The sequence below is a fragment of the Sphingomonas zeicaulis genome (genome assembly GCF_050433225.1).
In the GTDB taxonomy this organism is placed as follows: domain Bacteria; phylum Pseudomonadota; class Alphaproteobacteria; order Sphingomonadales; family Sphingomonadaceae; genus Sphingomonas_D; species Sphingomonas_D zeicaulis.
Map to the genome: position 1 here is coordinate 337,470 of NZ_JBNPXQ010000005.1, position 20,600 is coordinate 358,069.

Annotated in this window: 15 protein-coding genes; 8 read left to right on the forward strand and 7 right to left on the reverse strand. The window is 66.2% G+C overall.

Annotated features, from left to right (window positions below; all coding sequences use genetic code 11):
* The first annotated feature begins 10 nt into the window (after positions 1-10).
* Positions 11-1,645, forward strand: coding sequence for an FMN-binding glutamate synthase family protein (locus tag FHS96_RS18390; protein WP_429594962.1), 1,635 nt, complete (start codon positions 11-13; stop codon positions 1,643-1,645).
* A gap of 99 nt (positions 1,646-1,744) precedes the next feature.
* Here the strand turns inward: FHS96_RS18390 and FHS96_RS18395 are convergent, their stop codons facing one another.
* From FHS96_RS18395 to pdxA, 5 genes are all read right to left on the reverse strand, one after another.
* Positions 1,745-2,371, reverse strand: coding sequence for a carbonic anhydrase (locus tag FHS96_RS18395; protein WP_429594855.1), 627 nt, complete (start codon positions 2,369-2,371; stop codon positions 1,745-1,747).
* Positions 2,372-2,528: 157 nt separating this feature from the next.
* Entirely contained in the window at positions 2,529-3,662 is a 1,134-nt protein-coding gene (locus FHS96_RS18400) for an iron-containing alcohol dehydrogenase (RefSeq protein ID WP_429594858.1), read from the reverse strand.
* Positions 3,659-6,046: an SUMF1/EgtB/PvdO family nonheme iron enzyme gene (locus FHS96_RS18405; RefSeq protein ID WP_429594861.1), complete on the reverse strand. Its 2,388-nt coding sequence runs from the start codon at positions 6,044-6,046 to the stop codon at positions 3,659-3,661. Before FHS96_RS18405 ends, FHS96_RS18400 begins: the two co-directional genes overlap by 4 nt.
* Positions 6,043-6,987, reverse strand: coding sequence for a dihydrodipicolinate synthase family protein (locus tag FHS96_RS18410; protein ID WP_429594864.1), 945 nt, complete (start codon positions 6,985-6,987; stop codon positions 6,043-6,045). Before FHS96_RS18410 ends, FHS96_RS18405 begins: the two co-directional genes overlap by 4 nt.
* Positions 6,984-7,988 carry a 4-hydroxythreonine-4-phosphate dehydrogenase PdxA gene (gene pdxA / locus FHS96_RS18415; RefSeq protein ID WP_429594867.1) on the reverse strand — a complete coding sequence of 335 codons (1,005 nt, stop codon included), beginning with the start codon at positions 7,986-7,988 and terminating at the stop codon, positions 6,984-6,986. The genes FHS96_RS18410 and pdxA overlap by 4 nt, the downstream gene beginning before the upstream one ends.
* A 205-nt stretch (positions 7,989-8,193) precedes the next feature.
* On the opposite strand from pdxA, the gene FHS96_RS18420 reads away from it, so the two are divergent.
* The 6 genes from FHS96_RS18420 to FHS96_RS18445 are packed head-to-tail and all read left to right on the forward strand — an operon-like array spanning position 8,194 to position 15,940.
* Positions 8,194-9,273, forward strand: coding sequence for a four-carbon acid sugar kinase family protein (locus FHS96_RS18420; RefSeq protein WP_429594870.1), 1,080 nt, complete (start codon positions 8,194-8,196; stop codon positions 9,271-9,273).
* Positions 9,270-10,625 (forward strand): Nramp family divalent metal transporter, encoded by a 1,356-nt coding sequence (locus FHS96_RS18425; RefSeq protein ID WP_429594873.1) that lies wholly within the window; start codon positions 9,270-9,272, stop codon positions 10,623-10,625. Before FHS96_RS18420 ends, FHS96_RS18425 begins: the two co-directional genes overlap by 4 nt.
* Positions 10,622-12,571, forward strand: a complete 1,950-nt coding sequence (locus FHS96_RS18430; protein ID WP_429594876.1) for an MGH1-like glycoside hydrolase domain-containing protein — start codon at positions 10,622-10,624, stop codon at positions 12,569-12,571. Before FHS96_RS18425 ends, FHS96_RS18430 begins: the two co-directional genes overlap by 4 nt.
* Positions 12,568-13,551 carry a pectinesterase family protein gene (locus FHS96_RS18435; RefSeq protein WP_429594879.1) on the forward strand — a complete coding sequence of 328 codons (984 nt, stop codon included), beginning with the start codon at positions 12,568-12,570 and terminating at the stop codon, positions 13,549-13,551. Before FHS96_RS18430 ends, FHS96_RS18435 begins: the two co-directional genes overlap by 4 nt.
* Entirely contained in the window at positions 13,548-14,972 is a 1,425-nt protein-coding gene (locus FHS96_RS18440; protein WP_429594882.1) for a glycoside hydrolase family 28 protein, read from the forward strand. Before FHS96_RS18435 ends, FHS96_RS18440 begins: the two co-directional genes overlap by 4 nt.
* Positions 14,969-15,940: a pectinesterase family protein gene (locus FHS96_RS18445; RefSeq protein WP_429594885.1), complete on the forward strand. Its 972-nt coding sequence runs from the start codon at positions 14,969-14,971 to the stop codon at positions 15,938-15,940. The genes FHS96_RS18440 and FHS96_RS18445 overlap by 4 nt, the downstream gene beginning before the upstream one ends.
* A gap of 39 nt (positions 15,941-15,979) precedes the next feature.
* Here FHS96_RS18445 and FHS96_RS18450 read toward each other — a convergent pair whose 3' ends face one another.
* Positions 15,980-17,587 carry a rhamnogalacturonidase gene (locus tag FHS96_RS18450; RefSeq protein ID WP_429594888.1) on the reverse strand — a complete coding sequence of 536 codons (1,608 nt, stop codon included), beginning with the start codon at positions 17,585-17,587 and terminating at the stop codon, positions 15,980-15,982.
* A complete protein-coding gene (locus FHS96_RS18455; protein ID WP_429594891.1) occupies positions 17,587-19,167 on the reverse strand; it encodes an apiosidase-like domain-containing protein in 1,581 nt (526 codons plus the stop codon). The genes FHS96_RS18450 and FHS96_RS18455 overlap by 1 nt, the downstream gene beginning before the upstream one ends.
* 467 nt (positions 19,168-19,634) lie before the next feature.
* On the opposite strand from FHS96_RS18455, the gene FHS96_RS18460 reads away from it, so the two are divergent.
* Complete coding sequence (locus FHS96_RS18460) at positions 19,635-20,411, forward strand: FadR/GntR family transcriptional regulator (protein WP_429594893.1); 777 nt, start codon at positions 19,635-19,637, stop codon at positions 20,409-20,411.
* The last annotated feature ends 189 nt before the right edge of the window (positions 20,412-20,600 follow it).

Sequence of the window (20,600 nt, forward strand, 5' to 3'; positions counted from 1 at the left end):
GGTCTGGGCCATGTGCCTGGATGTGTATGTATGGCGTGGAGGTCAGGTTCTGTTCACTCGTTTCACGGCGCTGGGCCTCAGCCTCGTCACAGCCCTCGTCTCGGCCTATTATCTGCCGAACGTCTGGGCGATCCCGTTCTTCGTGGGGAGCGTGATCCTCGCGCTGCTCGGCCTTTACGATCTCGCGCAGCCGCTGCACTCCGTGCGCCGGAACTATCCCATCATCGGTCGCCTGCGGTGGTTCTTCGAGGACATCCGGCCCGAGATCCGCCAGTACCTGATCGAGGCCGATGATGAGGAGAATCCCTTCTCCCGCAGCCAGCGCGCTCTCGTCTATTCACGCGCGAAGAATGAGGGCAGCGAACGGGCGTTCGGCACGCAGCGTGACGTCTACGAGAATGGCTACGAGTTCATCGCGCATTCGACGCGCCCGGCCCCCAAGAGCGATCCGGCCGGCTTTCGCGTCTCGATCGGCGGCGAGGATTGCGCCCAGCCCTATCTTGCATCCGTATTCAATATCAGCGCGATGAGCTTCGGCTCGCTCAGCGCAAACGCGATCCGTGCCCTCAACAAGGGAGCCCGGATGGGCGGTTTCGCGCATGATACCGGTGAAGGCAGCATCAGTCCCTACCACCGCGAACATGGCGGGGACCTGATCTGGGAGATCGGCAGCGGCTATTTCGGTTGCCGCACCGCAGACGGCAATTTCGACCCCGTCCGCTTCGGGGAACAAGCCGTAGACCCGCAGGTCAAGATGATCGAGATCAAGCTCAGCCAGGGCGCGAAGCCAGGGCATGGCGGCATTCTGCCCGCCGCGAAGGTCACACCCGAGATCGCCGCGACGCGCGGCGTACCGATGGGGGAGGACTGCGTTTCCCCCTCCCGCCATCGCGCTTTTTCAACTCCCGTGGAGATGATGCACTTCATCGCCGAATTGCGCCGGCTGTCCAAAGGCAAGCCCGTCGGTTTCAAACTCTGCGTGGGTCATCCCTGGGAGTTCATGGCCATGGTCAAGGCGATGCGCCAGACCAGCATCTTCCCGGATTATATCGTGGTGGATGGCGCCGAAGGCGGCACGGGTGCGGCTCCACTCGAATTCGCCGACCATATCGGCGTGCCTATGCGGGAAGGCTTGTTGTTCGTCCACAACACGCTGGTCGGCGCGGGAATTCGGAACCGGATCAAGCTCGGGGCGGCAGGCAAGATCGTCAGCGCCTTCGACATGGCCGCCGTGATGGCTCTTGGTGCGGATTGGGTGAACGCAGGCCGCGGCTTCATGTTTGCAATCGGCTGCATCCAGTCGCTCGCCTGCAACACCAACCGCTGTCCGGTCGGCGTGGCCACGCAGGATCCGATGCGCCAGCGCGCGCTGGTGGTCGAGGACAAGGCTGAACGGGTGTTTAATTTCCACCGCAATACGCTCGGCGCGTTGGCGGAGATGATCGCAGCCGCCGGCCTGGAGCATCCGCGCGGCATCAGCCCGCATCATCTCGTCCGCCGCGTCAGCGAGACCGAGGTTCGCCTCTTTTCGCAGCTCCACACCTTCCTTGAGGAGGGTGAACTGCTGCGAGATCCGAACCAACGGGATTTTTATGGAAATGCCTGGCAGTTGGCGCGCGCCGACAGCTTTGAACTCGCGGCCTAGCCCTCCCGGCTGATTGCGGCCTTGATCTCGTCAAGGACCGCAATCCCGGTCTCGCGGTCGGGAAAGCCATCAATGGCTTTGCCCGACCGACACATCATCTCAGAGCCAGCGCACGCGGCCGGTCGCGAGCTCGTAAACGGCGCCCACGACTTTCAATTCACCGCGTTCCTGCGGCTCGATCAGCATCGGCTCCGAGAACTTCTGCAGCCGCTCGACCATGCGCCGGACATTCTCCTCGACCGCCGTATCAACCAACGATGCCGCGCTGGGGTTGCGCTGCGCCGCCAGGACAGCCGGCACGATCGGCTCGATCATGCGAGCGATGCTTCCGGGGAACCGCGCGTCCTTCGTCACGACGTCCGCAGCAGCGGAAACGGCGCCGCATTTGTCATGGCCGAGAACGACGATGAGCGGCACCTTCAGCACGGCCACGGAATATTCGATCGACCCCATGCCGGCGGTGTCGACATTGTTGCCGGCGGTGCGGACGATGAAAAGCTCGCCAAGACCAGCACCGAACAACTGCTCGGGACCCACGCGGGAATCCGAGCATCCCACCAGGGTCGCGAACGGCTGCTGCCCCTCGGCGAGCGCCAGCCGCCGCTCGCGCGAGAGATCGGAGGGCAACGGCCGGTCGGCGACAAACGCGTCGTTGCCGCTGACGAGCCGGGCCAATGCCTCGTCCGGGGTCGGCTGGCTGACAGAAGTGCTGACGGACGTTGCCACGTAATATTCTCCTCTTGAGGTACAGCGTTGGCCTCGAACGTGGCTATCCTTGGTCAGAAACGCGTGGCTCGTTTGTGACTTTTGATGTCTGTGCTGCTGAAAGACATGATTGCGCGGCAGGATGGTTGCGCCGCGGCCGACACACGGTCTTCCGCCGTCAGATCACCGCCCGATACATGTGCAGGATATCCTCCCGCGTGACGATGCGGGGATTGTGATCGAGCAGGCGGCGAATGGCGGCGGCTTCGCTCGCCATCGCTTCGAGGTCTCCGTCCGCGACCTGCTCGCTGGTCAGCCGCATATCGATGCCGAGATCGCGGCAGAAGCGGTGGGCGACCTCGAACACCGCATTTGCGCCGGCCGCCTCCAGCTCGAGCAAGGAGAGGATCTCGTTCGTGCGCTCGGGGATGGTGCCTGCGTTGAACGCCAGCGTATGCGGGAAGATGATGGCGTTTGCGCGGCCATGCGCGATGCCATGGCGGGTGCTGAGAGGATAGGCGATGGCGTGGCCGGCGGTGGTGTTGACCGGGCCCAGGCAATAGCCGCCATAGAGCGCGGCGAGCGCCATGCCGGTGCGTGCCTCCAGATCACCGCCATCCTTCACGGCGCGGTGGAGGTAGCGGCCGATCAGGCGGATGCCCTCGCGCGCATAAAGATCGATCACCGGATGCGCGCGCGCGCTGGTGAAGGATTCCACGCAATGCGCCAGCGCATCGATACCGGTCTCCGCGGTGAGTTGCGGCGGCAAGGTCGCTGTCATGTGCGGATCGAGCGCGATCAGATCGGCCAGCATCTCGAGGCTCTCGACCGCCAGCTTGGCGCCGGTCTCGGCATCGGTGACGAGCGCTCGGGTGCCCGCCTCGCTGCCGGTGCCAGCGGTTGTCGGCACCTGCGCCAGCATCACTGCGCGCGCCGGGGTCCGGCCGACGCCGACGATCTCGTCCGGGCGCAGTGCCGATCCGACCAGCACCGCGACCAGCTTGGCGAGGTCCATCGCACTGCCGCCGCCGAAGCCGACGACCAGATCAGGCGCGAATTCGTTCGCCAGCACACGCGCCGCCGCAAGCATGTGGGTATCGGGCTCGCCGGGCAGGTCGGCAAAACAGTCGACGCGGCACCCCAGCGCCAGACTGTCGACACGCGTGGCATTGAACGGGTCGGCGATCACGAATGCGCGCTGAATGCCGCGCGCGGCTGCCGCCCGCCCCACCTCGGCGGCGGTACCGGGACCGATGTGGATCGCGGCGGGCGATCCGATGACGATGGGTCGAAGCAGCAGCCCTTCGGTCACTGCCACGGCTCCGGCGGCACCGCGCCGGGATAGCCCTGTCCCGGCAATACGGCATCCTTGAAAACCGCGTCGGTCAGCGGCTTGCCATCGATCGACCAGGTCTGCGCACGGCCCTCCGCATCCTGGCCGTTCCAGTGCGAGATGCTGCGGCGGTTGCCGTTGGGCCACCAGCGCGTCCACACGAAGCGGCCGTCAGGCTGATAATCGCGCTGCGAGATCAGTTTGCCCTGGGGATCATATTCCTTCTCGGTGCCGCTCGGGCGGCCGAGCGTGTAGCTCACCTCCCACTGCAGCTTGCCGTCCGGATAATACCAGCTCTGCGCGCCATCCATCACCAGCGCGCCATTGCTGCCGCGCCCGCCCTGCCAGCGGCCGCGCAACGCACCACCGGGATAGCGTTCCTCATAGCTCTTGCGTGCGGTGATCGCGGTGACATCATTGGCCTGCATCGTCGTTTCCGACGGCGCGGCGTCCGCCGGCGCGTCGAGCCACGCCTCGTTGAAGGCGAAGGCGACCGACGGGTGGGTAACCGAGGTGACGACGTGGATCACCCCATCCGGCCCCTGCGCCGCGGCGACATAGCCGACGGTGCCCCCCTCCATCGCCTTGCCGCGATCGGCGCGCTCGTGCGGCCGGGTGCCGGGCAGCGACTTGAAGGTCCAGGTCGCGCCATCGTCGTTCGACACGGCGACATAGGAACCGCGCTGCGGCACCGGCTTCACGATCGGCTTGGCGCGCACATAGTCGCCAATCATCAGCAGCCGGCCGCTCTGCAGGCGCAGCACCATCGGCCGCTGCCCCGAGCCCAGTGCCGGAAAGGGCAGCTTGGATCGCGTATAGGTCTTGCCGCCATCGGTGGAGGTGGACAGCGGCATGAAGCCGTCGATGTCGGTGTTCTTGCCGCCGAAGCCGAGGATGCGGCCGTCCTTCGCCTCGACGAAGGTCGTGTGCCGGCCGAAGCTGCGGCCGCCGGTGTCGCGCCACGTCTTGCCGTCATCCTCGCTCGCCCACAGCATCGCCTGGTTGTCGCTGCTCGCGGTGATGCTTTCCTGCGTGCCGGCATCGCTGGAGAGCAGCAACCGGCCCTTGCTGTCGCGGAATGCGCTGTTGATCGGCTGGCGGTTATGCGGCCCCACCCTGCCCCGAACCTCGGCGAAGCGGATGTCGGACCAGGTTGCACCATTGTCGGTGCTCGTTATCTGCTGGAAGGGAAAGCCCTTTGGCCCCCATTCCTGATTGCCGAGATAGGGCGATCCCCAGAAGAAGCGCACCGTTTCGCCATCGCGCATCAACAGCGGCGCATGATCGTTGAGCCCGACCATGTCGATGAAGGGCGAAGGCGGATCCCATTGATCGGCACCATGGCGCAATCGCGTCGCGATGATCTGGGTGCCGGCCTCATATTCGTGATAGCTGGTATAGATCGCGATCAGCACATCGCCATTGGGCATCACGGCGATGCCGGGGCTGTGCTGATGGTTGCGATAGAAGGCGTCCCAGCCCGACTGGTCGGTCGTCTTGCCGCCGGTGTCGTCGAACGGCGTCGGCAGATAGGCACGCCGGCGGAAATAGGGCTTGGCTGGATCGGGGCCCATCTTCGCGGTCGACACGTCCTGCCGAATGCCGACGGCGTTCAGCGGCGGGGTGGGTGCGAGCATGTTGGCGCGTGGTGCCGGCCCTTCCACAAGCCGGAAGCCGATCGAATGGGCGCCGCCCGATTCCGGCGCGGCGACAAAGGGCGCGGTCGAGGGCGGCATCGCCAGCCGCGCCTCAGGCTTGAGGTAATCGATCTCGATTGCAGGATCGCTCTTTGCGCGTGTCGGGTTGAACCCGATGCGGCCGCCGCGCACGACGCGAAGCGGGCCTGTCGCGGCGCCCGTCGGATCGGTCTGGTCCGCCGCCGGATAAGGCGCGAAGCGATCGGCGGTCCATTCCAGCGGACCGCTCGCGATGCCTTCCAGCTTCGCATAACGCGCGTCGCCACCCGCCACGAGGCGCGCGGCATATTCCCATTCCGCCTCGGTCGGCAGGCGATAATTGCGCCCGGTCTGTTTGGAGAGCCATGCCGCATAGGCTTGCGCATCGTCCCAGCTGATCCCCGCGACATAGGGCGCGAGGTCATCGGTGATCGGCGTATCGGGGCGGAAGCGGCGCCAATCCTCGATCGTCACTTCATGCGCGGCGATCTTGAACGGACGGCTGATCGTGACCTTGTGCTGCGGCCGCTCGTTGAACCAGTCGCGCGAGGCGCTGGCGTCCGCGCCCATCAGGAAGGATCCGGCCGGAATCTCGACCATTGCTGGCGCATCGCCCGGTGCAGCGATGGCGGCGGTCGGCAGCGTGAGTGCAGCGCCGGCGAGCAGGGCGGGGCGAAGAACGGTCATGCGATATTTTCCCGGAGAGTTTGATCGTTCAGCATATTCTGGCTCACCATCACGTCGCGCAGTTCGGCCTGCTGGATGATGTCGAGCGATTGCAGCGGCGGGCGGACATTGGCCCAGGCGGGATCGCCCTGGATCAAGGCATGCGCCGCCTTGAGCGCGGCGATCTGCGGCCAGCGCTGGAACAGGCTGCGCGTATCGCCGATGTGGCGCTCCAGCGCCCGCGTTGCCTCCACGCCCTCGCCGCGCATGATGCGGCCGTGCAGCTCGGCGAGCAGCGGCGCGATCAAATTGGAGGTGGCGGTAATGCAGCCCGCTCCGCCGGCGCGGAGCAGCGGGCCGAGGAGATGATCGGCGCCCGCCAGCACCGCGAAATCGGGAAACGCGTCGACCAGCGCGATCATGCGATCGAGATCGCCGCCCGAGTCCTTTAGGCCGACGATCACGCCAGGATAGCGATCGAGCAGCGCCATGATCAGTTCGGCAGTGATCGGCACGCCCGTCATCTGCGGGATATGGTAGAGGAGCACGCGAAGACCGTCCGCCGCGGTGGCGTCGATCACGCGGCTGTAAAAATCGACCAGCCCGGCCAATGTCGGATCGGGATAATAGAAGGGCGGCAGCAGCAGCACCGTCTCGACGCCGCAGGCGCGGGCGTGGCGGGTCAACTCCACCGCCTCGCCGATCGCGCAGGCGCTGGTGCCGGGCAGCAGGCGGTTCGCAGGCACGCCGGCGGCGATCGCCGCTTCCAGCACCGCGCGGCGCTCGGCCTGCGACAGGCTGTTCGCCTCCCCGGTGGTGCCGAGCAGCGCGACACCATCACACCCCTGCTCGATCAGCGACCGCGCATGGCCGGCGGTACGGCCGAGATCGAGGCCGCCATGCGCGTCGATCGCGGTGAAGGCGGCGCAATAGACGCCGGCGACGGCGGGACCCGCGCTCATGCCGCCTGCTCCACCGGCGCCGCGGCATCGCGCGGCGCCAGCCGGCGAGCATAGCCGATCGCGGCAAGCATGTTGACGTGCGAGGCGCGACCGGTGCCGGCGATATCGAACGCGGTGCCATGATCGACCGAGGTGCGGTCGACCGGCAGCCCCAGCGAGACGTTCACCGTCGTGTCGAACGCGATCAGCTTGGTCGGGATGTGCCCCTGATCATGATATTGCGCGACGACCAGGTCGAACTCGCCCTGTGAGGCGCGATAGAACACGGTATCCGGCGAAATCGGCCCGGTCACTTCGATGCCGGCGGCGCGCGCCTCGGCGACGGCGGGCGCGATCGCGATATCATCCTCATTGCCGAACAGGCCGTTCTCGCCGCAATGCGGGTTGAGCCCGGCGACGGCGATGCGCGGCGCTGACAGCCCCAACCGGCGGAGATGCTGCCAGCCGGCCTCGATCGTCGCCCTGATGCGCGGCGGCTGCACGCGCCCGATCGCATCCTTCAGCGAGACATGGGTGGAGACGTGGATGGTGGAAAGCCGCTCCGAGGCGAGGAGCATGAACGCCGCCTTCTGACCGGTAAGGTGCGCGAGCAGCCCGGTATGGCCGTCATGATGATGGCCCGCGGCGTTGAGCGACGCCTTGTTGATCGGTGCGGTGACGAGGCAGCTGCCATCCTCGCCGATCAAGTCGACCGCGCGAGCGATGTTGCGATAGGCGGCATCCCCCGCCACCGGATCGAGCCGGCCGAACGCGACCGGCGCGGCAAGCGGCACATCCGCCAGTCGCACGGAGCCGGGCTCGCCGCGATCGCTGAAGCGCAGTCCGGTATCGGTCAGCCGCGCCGCCTGCTCCATGACCGCGCGATCGCCAACGACGGTGATGCTCGGCCACTCCGTTTCATCGAGATCGCGAAGCGCGCGGCAGACGATTTCCGGCCCCACGCCGGCGGGATCGCCGCTCGATATCGTGATGGCCCGCGCTGCCGGCCCTTCTCGCACCATGAATCCGCTCCGCGTCGCTGTTCTTGCCCGCAGCGAGTCTCATCGATTGGTTAGCTTGTCAATCGAGTTGTCATGTCGGATGCTTCAATTAGAGCGGGCATAGTCGGAAAAGCGTTAAGCGCGTTGACGATGCAAAGATAACATGTGTAGACAAGCTTCACGCCAACCGACGCAAAGATCGTGGGCAACCCACAGGGAGAGAGTGATGGCACGCGCCCCGATCGTGATGATTGCGGATGACCTGACCGGCGCGCTGGACAGCGCCGCCCCCTTCCGCACTGCCGGCCTTTCGACCATCGTTGCGCTCGATGTCGGTGCGATCGCCGAGGCGTTGGCGACCGATGCGGATATCATCGTGATCGACAGCGACACGCGGCATCGCGCGCCTGCCGAGGTCGGCGCACGCATGGCCGGGATCTGGGCTGCGCTCGCAGTAGCACAGCCGCGGCTGGTGATGGTCAAGGTTGATTCGCGGCTCAAGGGCCCGATCGCGGCGATGATCGCCGCTCTTCTCGAACATTCCGGCAGAACCCGCGCACTGGTCTGCCCGGCCGCACCCGATCAATACCGCATCGTGCGGGGCGGGCAGGTGACCGGTAAGGGCGTCGCCGCACCGATCTCGGTCGCGGCGCGCCTGGATGGCCCGCCTGCCGACATCGCCGATGGCGAGGATATGCAGGATATGCGTGCGCTCGCGCGGCGCTTGCTGGCCGCCGGTAACGCGGTGCTCGGCGTCGGCGCGCGTGGCATGGCGCAAGGATTGGCCGCCGAACTTGCTGTCGAAGCCGGCATTGCCCCGCGGCCGGCGGCAACGCCGTTGCAGCCGCTGCTGCTGGTGGTCGGCTCACGCGACCCGATCGCGCTGGCGCAGGTAGAGGCGCTGCTCGACCGGCCCGGCATCGTCGATTGCCCGGCGCCCGGCGGCTATGTCGGCCGCCGCCTGCCCGAAGCGCCGGTGATGCTGCTGCGTGCGACCGACGATGGTGCGGTGCACGAGCCCACCGCCTGCGCGGCGCGGCTGGCGCGCGGCGTCGCACCGCTCGTCGCGCGCAACCGGCCGGCAACGCTGTTCCTTTCCGGCGGGGACACCGCGCATGCCACATTGCGCGCGCTCGGCATCGACCTGCTGGTGCCCGAAGGTGAGGTGCTGCCCGGCGCACCGATCTGCCGGCCGCCCGACAGCGATATGCATATCGTCACCAAGTCCGGGGGGTTCGGCGCCGCCGACGCGCTGGTCGCGATCGTCGCGGCCGCGTCGCCGGCGCAGCGGGGCGTCGCAGCATGAGCGCCACCAGCGCCCTTCCCGTGGACACAAACGTCACGGCGCCTCCGCCGGCTGCGCGCGCACCACGCTTCCGCTTCGTGCGCGGCTTCGGCCCCGGGCTGGTGCTGGCGATGACCTTCCTCGGCACCGGGGATCTCATCAGTTCCAGCGTGTCCGGCGCGAATTACGGCTATGCGCTGATGTGGACGCTGCTCGTCGCACTCGGCGCGCGCTATTTCATGATTTCCGCCATCGCCAAGTACAAGCTGCAGAACCGCTTCGGCGACCAGTCGCTGATGGCTGGCTATCGTCGCATCTGGAAGGGGTTCCCCGCCTTCTTTGCGGTGATGATGCTGATCTACGGCGTGATCGTGCAGGCTGCCTTCCTGCGCGCGGGCACCGTCGGCCTCTATGAGCTGGCCGGACGGCGCGGCGGCGAGTGGGGCCATTTCTGGTGGGGGCTGCCGATCGTGCTGGTCACCGCGATCGTGCTGACCCGCGGCAGCGCCTTCCGCTTCCTCGAATGGAGCGCGCGCATTGCCTCGATCGTCATCATCGGTTCCTTCGCCTTCGCGCTGATCCGCATCGGCCGCATCGACATCGTCGCGCTGGTGCAGGGGCTGACCTTCGCGGTGCCGGCGGACAATGGCCCGTTCGACGCGCTGTTCATCGCGGTCGCGACGATCGGCACGATCGGCGGCTCGGCGGCCAACCTGCTTTACCCCTATTTCATGGCCGAGCGCGGCTGGAACGAGCCGAAGCATCGCCCGGTGCAGCAGTTCGACCTGCTCACCGGCATGCTGCCGTTGCTGATCATCAACCTGCTGATCTGGATCGTCGCTGCCGAGACCGTGCGTGACAGCGGCATCACGGTTTCCAGCGAGGCGGGCCTCGCGGCGATGATGCATCATGCGGTCGGCCCGATCGGCCCCTCCTTGCTGTGGATCGCCTTCGCGCTGAAGGCGGTGACGAGCTTTCCCGCACAGGCGCATGGCTTCGCGCGGATGATGTTCGATGGCCTGCACCTCGCCACGTCACGCGGGCAGCGTTTCGCGCGCGTCGAGGAGGATCCCTGGTTCCGCCGCGCGATGGTGGCCTTCCTGATCGTCGTGCCGCTGCTGATCACCATGCCGGGCGCGCCCGACCTCGTTCATATCAGCATCTTCGGCACCAGCGTGGTCACCGCACTCACATTGCCGCCGATCCTGCTCGGCATATTGATGCTCACCTCCAGCAAGCGCTTCATGCTGGCGGACTATGTCAATCGCTGGTGGGAGAAGCTGATCCTGTGCGTGATCGCGGCGATCGGCATCTGGTCCCTCTATGCCATCCTTGCCGGCCTCGCCGACGCGATCGCACGGGTTTCGGCATGATCGAGACAGGACGGCGAGCGTTTCTGGCGGGCATGGCAGCGGCGGTTGCGGCGCCCGCGCTGGGCGCGACACGCACGCGGCTGCCGGAGTGGGAGGACCTCGCACACCATCTCGGCGACGCGCGCGAGCGGGCATGGCTTACCGCGCAGGCGCCGCTGTTCGACTGCCCCGATGCCGGCTTCAGCGAAATCTATTATTTCCGCTGGCGCAGCTATTTCCACAGCCTAAAGCGCTCATCCGATGGCTGGGTGGTGTGGGAGTTTCCGTACCACGTCACCTGGGCGGGGCTGCACAACACCATCGTCGATGCCGCCGCGCACCATGTCTATGACGGCCGCTGGCTGCGTGACCCGACGCCGATGCACGATTATCTGCGGTTCTGGCTCACCAATCGCGATGCGCCGCTGCGCGGCTTCAGTTGCTGGATGGCGAGCGCCGCGCGGGCGCTGGATCAGGTCCATCCCGAGGCCGGCGCGGCGCGCGCGCTGATCCAGCCGCTGATCCACAATTATCATGCGTGGGAGGATGTCTTCCGCCGCCCGTCCGGCCTTTACACGCAGCTTGCGGTCAATGACGGGATGGAGGAAGCGGCGAGCGGTCCGCAGGGGCTCCGCCCGACGCTCAACGCCTATCAATTTGGCGACGCGCGCGCGATCGCTGCGATCAGCCGCGCGATCGGCGCCGGTGATATCGCCGCGCGCTATGACGATCGCGCCGCAGCGCTCAAGGCGCTGGTGCAGGACAAATTGTGGAACCCGGAAACGCGCTTCTTCGACACGGTGCTGGAGGCGGACGGTCGCTTTTCCGGCGAGCGCGAACTGGTCGGCTATATCCCCTGGTATTTCGACTTGCCCGATGCGCGCTTCGCAAGCGCCTGGGCGCAGCTCAAGGATCCCGCCGGCTTCCGCGCGCCCTATGGCCCCACCACATTGGAGCGGCGGAGCCCGCGCTTCGAACTGGTCGAGGATGATTCGCGCTGGAACGGGTCATCCTGGCCCTATGCGACCAGCCAGACATTGGTGGCGCTCGCCAACCTGCTCGACAGCGGCCATCCCGCTCCCATTGGCGTCGTCGATTATTTCGAGACGCTGCTGACCTATGCCCGCTCGCATTACCGCACCGTCGATGGCGTGCGGCAGCCGTGGATCGGGGAAAGCATACAGCCGATCAACGGTCACTGGACCAGCGAAACCGCCGGCTACAATCATTCGACCTTCCCCGATCTGGTGATCAGCGGACTGGTCGGGCTGCGCCCGGCGAGCGACGGGCGGGTCCGGGTGAAGCCACTGGTGCCGCCGGGCACGTGGGACTATTTCGCGCTGCGCGACGTGCGCTATCGCGGCCATGACGTGTCGATCATCTGGGATCGCACCGGCGCACGTTATGGAGAGGCCGGCTTGCGGCTGCTGGTCGGTGGCAAGCTGCTCGCCCGCCGCGCCACACTGGGGCCACTCACCGCCGATCTGCCGGGGCGGACCCCCGCTGTCTCTGCACCGGTCGCGCCGCTGCGGGATGAGATCGGACCGGGGCCGGTCGACCGCGTCACTGTCACCGCTTCCTTCTACAAGGCCGAACCGCCGGGCGCGGTATTGGGCGAGGAGGATGCGGACGGCATCTGGGATTTCTACAGCTCGGGCCTGGATACCGACTGGCTGCAACTCACCTTCCCGAAGCCGATCCGCATCGGCGCGTTGTGGTGGGATGGCTATGAGGATGAGAAACGCCACAAGGCGCCGACCGCGGCCGCGGTCACGCTGTGGCGCGACGGCGAATGGCGCACGGCCGAACAGGCGGTGGCGGATCCGGTGAAGCCGACAACCGGGCGCAACCGCATCGCATTTGCGCCGGTGGAGACCGATCGCGTCCGGCTGCTCCTGACCAGCCAGAAGCCCGGCCGGCACGGTGTCGGCGCCGCAGTGGTACGGGTGCAGTGGGAAGAGGCATGAGGCGTTGGACCATGGGGCTGGCGGCGCTGCTGTTGGTGGCGAGCCCGCAGCTTGCTGTCGCCGGACGGCCGCTGACCGTCTCCACGACCGCGAAGGGCGCCTATCGCAGCGTGCAGGAGGCGGTCGACGCGCTGCCGGCGGCGGGCGGCACGATCCGCATCGCGCCGGGAACCTATCGTGGCAAGGTGAACATTCGCCGGGCGCATGTGCGGCTGATCGGCACCGGCGCCGAACCCGGCGATGTGGTGATCGTCGCCGGCGAGAGTGCGGCGACCAGCGGCTCGATCTATGCCTCAAGCACCGCCCATGTCTCGGGCGACGATTTCCGCGCGCACAACCTCAGCTTCGTCAATGATTGGGAGAGCGATCCGGCGCACGGATCGTCGCAGGCCGTGGCGCTCGCGGTTTCAGGCGATCGTGCGGTGTTCGATGATGTCCGCGTGCTCGGCGGACAAGACACGCTCTATCTCGCGGCACCGCCGGGGCGGACGACCCGCCAGCTCTTCCGCAACTGCCGGATCGAGGGTCATGTCGATTTCATCTTCGGCAATGGCCGCACCTTCTTCGACAATTGCGCGATCCATGGCGTCGATCACAATACGGTGATGTACACCGCGCCCAGCCGCAACGCGCCGGGCGAGCGCGGCGGCTTCGTGTTCAATCGCTGCCGCTTCACCGCCGGCCGCGCGCCCGCCGGCGTCTATTTCGGCCGGCCGTGGCGCCCCTATGCGACGATGGTGCTGATCGACAGCCGCGTCGAGGCGGAGATGGCGCCCGGCGGCTGGCGTGAGTGGAAGCCGGGGCTCACCAACGATGCCCGCACCGTGACCTTCGCCGAATATCGTACCGACTATGCCGCCGGCGCACCGCCGCGATCGAACATGCGCACGCTGAGCGCGGAAGAGGCGGCGCGCTACACGCTCGACGCCTTCTTCGAAGGCGACACCGGCTGGACCCTCAAGGAGGAACCCGACGCGTGACTGGATTTCCATCGTTCGACCGACGCACCCTGCTTGGCGGCGCCGCCGGGCTGACCGCCGCCGCCTGGATGGCCGGCCCGTGCGCGGCCGCCGCCGAGGAGGATGACTGGGCCCCGGCCGAACGGATCCTCGCGCGGATCAAGCCGCCGCGTTTCCCCCGGCGCCAGTTCGACATCCGCCGTTATGGCGCCGACCAGGCGGACAAGACGAAGACCAGCGCGGCGATCAAGGCCGCGATCAAGGCCTGTTCGGCGGGGGGCGGCGGCCGCGTGCTCGTTCCAGCGGGCACCTGGCCCACCGGCGGCATCCGCCTGTTGAGCAAGGTCGACCTCCACGTCGCCGAGGGCGCGACCTTGCGCTTCTCCACCGCGCCGCAAGATTATCTGCCGATGGTGCTGACCCGTTTCGAGGGCGTGGAGTGCATGAACTATGCGCCCTTGATCTACGCGCTGGACGCGACCGACGTCGCCATCACCGGCCCCGGCACATTGGATGGCGCCGCCGACAGGTCCAACTGGTGGGGTTGGATCTATACCGACGACCAGAAGATCAAGGCCGGCCGCCGCGAGGCGCTGGAGCGGCTGACGCGCATGGCCGAACAGGGCGCACCGCCGGCCGAGCGGCTGATGGGCCCCGGCGCCTATCTGCGGCCGAGCTTCATCCAGCCCTATCGCTGCCGCAACGTGCTGATCGACGGGCCGAAGGTGATCGCCTCGCCGATGTGGCTGATCCATCCGGTGCTGTGCACCAACGTCACCATTCGTGGCGTCACCCTCAACTCGCTGGGCCCCAACAGCGACGGATGCGATCCCGAAAGCTGCCGCGACGTGCTGATCGAGCAGTGCGACTTCACCACAGGCGATGACTGCATCGCGATCAAGAGCGGCCGCAACCATGATGGCCGCCGGGTCAATGTACCGAGCGAGAACATCGTCGTGCAGCAATGCCGCATGCGTGACGGACATGGCGGCGTCTCGCTGGGCAGCGAGGCCTCGGGCGGTATCCGCAACGTCTATGTCCGCGATTGTCGCATGGGCGGATCGGATCTGCTGCGCGCGCTGCGGCTCAAGAGCAATTCGTGGCGCGGCGGCTATATCGAGAATGTGCTGTTCCGCGACGTGGTGGTCGACGGCGTCGGCGAAGGCGTGCTGGAGATCAGCCTGCTCTACAGCGAGCGCGGCATGAAACCCAATGAGGGTCCCTTCCCGCCGCGGCGCGTGGGCGGGGTGACGATGCGGAACGTTCGCAGCGGATCGAGCCTCTACGCGCTCGACATCCGGGGTTATGCCGAACTGCCGATCGACGCGGTGCGAATCGTCGACTGCACGTTCGAGAAGGTGAAGCAGGGCAACCGCCTGGAACATGCGCAAGTGCAGGCGCAGGGCGTGACCATCAACAGCGAAACCTGGTCGCCCGCATGATCAGGATGCGATGGCTGGCGGCGTTGCTCCTGTTGTGCTGCGGCGTCACCGCGGCGCACGCGGAGACGGTTCGCGTCTCGCCCACCGCGCACGGCGCGCATCGCAGCGTCGGCGCCGCGATCGAGGCGCTGCCGCCGATGGGCGGCACCGTGCGGATCGATCCGGGCACCTATCGCGAGAAATTGTGGATCACCAAGCCCAACGTCCATCTCGTCGGCACCGGCGACACGCCGGAAGCGGTGGAACTCGTCTATGGCGACAGCTCGATCAATGTCGGCAACACCTATGCGACGCCGAGCGTCTATGTCGCGGCCAACGGCTTCCGCGCAGACAATCTGACGATCAGCAATGACTGGTCGCGCGATCCGGCGCATCCCAATGCGCAGGCGGTTGCGCTGGCAGTTTCGGGAGACCGCGCGGTGTTCACCCGCGTCCGCATTCTCTCCACCCAGGACACGCTCTACCTTGTCCACCCGCAGAACGAGGTCGCCCGCCACGTCTTTCGCGACTGCTATGTCGAGGGGCATGTCGATTTCGTGTTCGGCAACGCCAAGGCCTATTTCGAGCGCTGCCAGCTCCACGGCCTCAAGCGCGACAATGTGTTCTATACCGCACAGAGCCGCAATTCGCCCGACGAGGACAGCGCGTTCGTCTTCAAGGATTGCCGCCTGACCGCCGAGACCGACAGCGGCATCTTCCTCGGCCGCGCCTGGCGCCCTTATGCGCGGGTCATCTGGCTCGACACGCGGATGGACGCGGCTGTCGATCCCGCGGGCTGGCGCGAATGGTATCCGGACCGCTCGAAGACGCTCGATACCGCCTATTATGCGGAATATCGCTCGACCGGGCCGGGTGCGTCACCGGCGACCCGCGATCGGCGGAGTCACCAGTTCACCGAAGCCGAGGCGGCCGGGTGGACGCTGGAGGCGTTCTTCAAGGGTGATGTGGGCTGGATTGAGGCGGAATAGATATCCCCTCCTCTGAAGGGGAGGGGAAAAGCAACCGCCTCACACCAACCGCGTCAGCCCCCTCGTCTCAACCCCTTCGCATTCCACCTGCCGCACCGCCCGCGCGGGTTCCACCCCCGTGCGCATGCCGTCGATCACTGCGCCGCGCACCTTTTCCAGCACCACCGCCGGCCGTGCGTCGGGCTTGTCGGTTTCGAACGTGACCGACGACAGCCGCAAATTGGTAGCGTGACGCGCCCACAGGCCGTGGGCGGGCAAGGTCTTGAGGAAGCTGACTTCGAGGCTCGACTCCCGCCGCTCGGGCGGGACCAGCGCGGCGTCGGCTTCGGTGCCGCCGCCGGCGCTGCGGATGTTGACATTGTCGAAGCTGACGTCGTCGATCCAGCCATCGGTGATGCCCGCCACGCCGCACGGAAAGCGCGCGTCCGCACCTGAAGCGAAGATGTCGCTGAACGCCACGCGCCGGCACGCGCCGACCGTCGTTCCCTTGGGCGCACGCATCCGTGCGGCCTGGCGGACGAACAGCGGATGGTTGAGCGGTTCGTGCAGGCTGATGTTGGAGACGGTCACGTCCTCCAGCACGCCGCCATCGACCACGCCCATCAATATGCCTCGGCTATGTTCGCAGCGGCAGTTGGTGATCAGGATGTTGCGGAAACCGCCATTGCTCTCGGTGCCCAGCTTGATCCGGCCGATGATGCGATCCCAGCGAAATTCGCGGCGGAAGCTGCCGTCGAGCAACGTACCGACGTCGAAACCGCTCGTCCGACAGCCGGTTATGGTGATGTTCTCGCACAGGATCTTGCGGTTCAGCGCATAGCTGGCCTTGATCACGATCGCATCGTCGAACGGCGCATTGACCACGCAGTTGGAGACAATCACGTCGCGGCAGCAATCGATGTCGATGCCGTCGCGATTGGTGTCGACGGTGATCCCGTCGAGCACCGCGTTGGTCACGCCGAGCAGGTGGACCGAGAAATGACCGCCCTGCAGCACGGTGAAATCGGCCAGCCGCACGTTGCGGCAATCCTTGATGCCGACGGCGCGAATGCCCTGTCCTTCCATCTTCTTCTGGTTCGGATAGGTCAGTCGCGCCTCGCGCGGGCTCAGGCCGCGCTCGGCGGGGGAGCGATAATCCGGCAGGCCATGCCAGAAGGCGCCGGCATCGTCACGGCGCAAGCCCTTGCCGAAGATCCGCCCCTGTCCGCCGATCGCGATATTCTCGGCGTCGTCGGCATAGATCAGGCTGCAGTGGAACTGGGTGATGCCGAAATCCTGGAACTGCTCGACGAAATCGCTCTCGGGCAGGTCATAGCTGCCGCGATGCACGTCCGGATCGGCGGCTTCCAGCAGGCAGCCGCGGCCAAGCAGCAAGGTGACATTGCTCAGCAGACGGATCGAGAAGGAGAGATAATGGCCCGGCGGCAGCAGCACCGTGCCGCCGCCGGCGCGACTGGCATCGCGGATCGCGGCGTTGATCGCATCGGTGTCGAGCGTCTTGCCGTCACCGCGCGCACCGAAATCGCGGACATTATAGATGCCGTCGCGCGGGCGCGCGACGACGGCCGCGCGCACCGGGGCTTGGGTGGCGGCGACGAGCGCGCCGGCAACGGCGCCGACGGCGGAACGGCGGGAAATCAGCATCATCAGACCCTCGTCAGGCGCACCGCGATCCACTTCCGGCCAGGCAGCGCCAGGCTCGGGCGGGTGGGATCATGGTGGGTATAGTGATCGCGCACGGCCATCTTGAACACGCCATCGACCGGCGTGACCGTCATGTTCCAGGTATCGATGATATCGACGCGATAGGTGCGGAACGGATCGTCGTCGCGGCCAGGCAGCACCACGTCCCACGCGGCGGGCGCGGCGTCACCGAAATAGCGCAGATAATATTCGAAGGGCTTACCGCCGAGATGATGCTCGTACCAGGTCTCGATCGGCTCGATCCCCGGTGTTGGCGCCGTCTCCAATATCTTGCGCAGGAAGGCGAGGCGCGGCGCGCTGCTGCCCTGCAAGGTCCCGCCCTGCCCCAGCCAGGACTGGTCGGTGCGGCCCGGTGCCGAATAGGTTTCGCTGTGCCCGACATAGGTGCCGGCGATCGTGCCCCACCAGAAACGCGTGACCAGTTCCTCGCCCGACAATTGTCCCCAGCGGCGCTGCGAATTGCCCTCGTACAGCACCTCGTCGAAGATCACCGCCTTCTGCGCGAAATTGCGGTGCGGCTGCGCGCGGGCATCGTCGAGTACGGCGCTGCCGTTCTGGATGCTGGCATGAGTGATCCACGGCTTGCGATGATCGTAATAGTCATTGATCTGGTGGATCGAGCGCAGCCGGTCATGTGGGTCAGACGCCTGCAGCACCTGGAACAGATGATCCCAGTCCGCCATCGTCTTGGTTTTGACGCCGTCATACTCATTGCCCATCGACCACCAGACATTGCGCCACGCGCCGAACCGCGCGGCGACGTAGCGCAGGTAGCGCTCATCGTCTGCGCGCGTCATGTCCGAGAAGCGGCGCGACTTGTTATAAGGGTGGTAGAGGATGACGTCCGCTTCGATGCCGAGCGCGCGCAGCTTCGCCACCCGATCTTCAAAGCGCCGGAAATATGCGGGGTCCGGGCGATGCGGATCCCAGTCCGCGGGGCCGCTGCCGGTGGTGACGAATGGATCCTTCGCAACCGATTCCACATTGGGGAACACGCACATGCGGATCTTGTTGAACGGCGAAGCCTTCAACGTCGCCAGCGTCTCGGCGCATTTCTCGTCCGACTGCTGCGCCCAACTGTAACAGGTGGTGCCGATCTGGCGGAACGGCGTGCCATCGGCATAGGCGAAATGATAGCCGTCCGGCGTGATCCGCACCGGGCCATGATTGTCAGGCCCCGGCAATATGCAGCGGAACTGGCCCGAACGCCCGTCGAGCGCCTCGACATTGCTGGCGCTCCGCCAGGTCCATACGCCCATCGACAGCGGGCTGAAGCGGATGCGGTAGACGCCCTCGCCATCGTAGAAGCCGGGAATGACGAGATCCTGGTTGCCACACACGAACCGCGCCGACAGGGTGACATCGTCGATCGGATTGCCTTGCGCCGGCCCAGCCAGCTCGATCTCGAAAATATCCCAGCGCTCGATCCGCGGCAGCCCCTTGGTTGCCGCGGCAGCCGGTGCCGCAAGCGCGGCACCCGCGATCATCGAGGCTCCGAGCATGTTGCGACGCGACAGATCCATGGCCCCCTCCATCGCTTCGCGCGATTCAAATTGCGGCATCTTCGTTGCTTGGCTGAACATGTTTGTCAACCTGGCAATCCGCCAACGTAAGCTGCCTGCACTCCAAATTGCTATTATATTCAGTGTTTTACCATAAATCCGTTATCGTTCGACGCGTATGCACCGCACAAAACCTTAGCCGCTTCACTTTACCTCTTGATCAACCTGTAATAGCGGATTATGCATAGGTCATACGACATACAAATCGGGACGCAAGCAAGTCCCGCGAGAGGATGAGCCACGATCTCGTTTGCCAAATCAATTTAGCGCGTTCAGCGCCGCGAGCCGCCCTCCACCTGCCCCGCGGCGACGCGCAACCGAGCCTCCCCCTGCGCCAGCGGCCCAGCACCGCTGGCGTCCTTTTTTTTACAAGTTCAGACAGACGATGCTGATTGTCTTCCCAAGGCCACGAGGGTTACAACTTCATCATGAGGACGGACCCAAGCGACGAAACGACCGCATGGCTCGCGCGGCCGGCGCACGAGAGCAATGAGCCGCAGGGGCGCGGCGGCACCTTGTCCGACATGGTTTACGAGAAACTGTTCGAATGGATTTCGAGCGGCCACTATGTCCAGGAATCCAAGCTCCCCAGCGAATATGAGCTTGCCAAGTCGTTCGAGGTGTCGCGCCCGGTCGTCCGCGATGCGCTGCGGCGATTGCGCGATGACGGCATCATCTATTCGCGGCAGGGCGCCGGCAGCTTCGTGCGCAGCCAGGCGGACACCCGCGAAACGGCCTCGGTGTTCCGCCCGGCCGAGACGATCGCTGACATCCAGCGCTGTTTCGAATTTCGCGAGACCATCGAAACCGCCACTGCGATGCTCGCCGCGCGCCGGCGCAACGCCGCGATGATCGAGCAGCTCGAGACGATCCTGACACGGCTGGAAGGGGCCACCGCGAGCAACACGCATCGCGAGGATATCGATTTCGAATTCCACCTGGCGATCGCAGCGGCCGCGAACAACCAGTATTTCTCCACGGTGCTGCTCGGCCTGCGTGATCAGATCGCGGTGGGCATGCACCTCCATGGCATGGCGCTGCTCAGCCCGACCGGTCGGCTTTCAGAATCGCTCGAGGAACATGACCGCATCGTCGACGCGATCCGCCGCGGCGACGGCGAGGCCGCCGCGGCCGAAATGCGCGGCCACATCAAGAATTCGCGCGACCGCCTGTTTGGCGGCGGGTTGCTCGACCTAAGCCTCTAGATCGAAGCCGCCGCCCTGTATTGAACGGCGGCAAACCGACTGAACCGATCGATGGCCGCCGTCAGGCATGGCGAGCGTCTGTGACGGCGGACGGGGATGGCGCGTTTCTTCGAGCCATTCCTCGATAGATCAGCCCGCAGCGGCACGCACGCGCGTTTTGAGCAATTGCTGCTCCCAAGCATTGCCGGT

Coding starts and splice junctions, on each gene's coding strand:
- FHS96_RS18390 (WP_429594962.1), top strand. CDS start 11: ATGTGCCTGGATGTGTATGTATGGCGTGGAGGTCAGGTTCTGTTCACT.
- FHS96_RS18405 (WP_429594861.1), bottom strand. CDS start 6,046: ATGACCGTTCTTCGCCCCGCCCTGCTCGCCGGCGCTGCACTCACGCTG.
- FHS96_RS18410 (WP_429594864.1), bottom strand. CDS start 6,987: ATGAGCGCGGGTCCCGCCGTCGCCGGCGTCTATTGCGCCGCCTTCACC.
- pdxA (WP_429594867.1), bottom strand. CDS start 7,988: ATGGTGCGAGAAGGGCCGGCAGCGCGGGCCATCACGATATCGAGCGGC.
- FHS96_RS18420 (WP_429594870.1), top strand. CDS start 8,194: ATGGCACGCGCCCCGATCGTGATGATTGCGGATGACCTGACCGGCGCG.
- FHS96_RS18425 (WP_429594873.1), top strand. CDS start 9,270: ATGAGCGCCACCAGCGCCCTTCCCGTGGACACAAACGTCACGGCGCCT.
- FHS96_RS18430 (WP_429594876.1), top strand. CDS start 10,622: ATGATCGAGACAGGACGGCGAGCGTTTCTGGCGGGCATGGCAGCGGCG.
- FHS96_RS18435 (WP_429594879.1), top strand. CDS start 12,568: ATGAGGCGTTGGACCATGGGGCTGGCGGCGCTGCTGTTGGTGGCGAGC.
- FHS96_RS18445 (WP_429594885.1), top strand. CDS start 14,969: ATGATCAGGATGCGATGGCTGGCGGCGTTGCTCCTGTTGTGCTGCGGC.
- FHS96_RS18450 (WP_429594888.1), bottom strand. CDS start 17,587: ATGATGCTGATTTCCCGCCGTTCCGCCGTCGGCGCCGTTGCCGGCGCG.
- FHS96_RS18455 (WP_429594891.1), bottom strand. CDS start 19,167: ATGGATCTGTCGCGTCGCAACATGCTCGGAGCCTCGATGATCGCGGGT.
- FHS96_RS18460 (WP_429594893.1), top strand. CDS start 19,635: ATGAGGACGGACCCAAGCGACGAAACGACCGCATGGCTCGCGCGGCCG.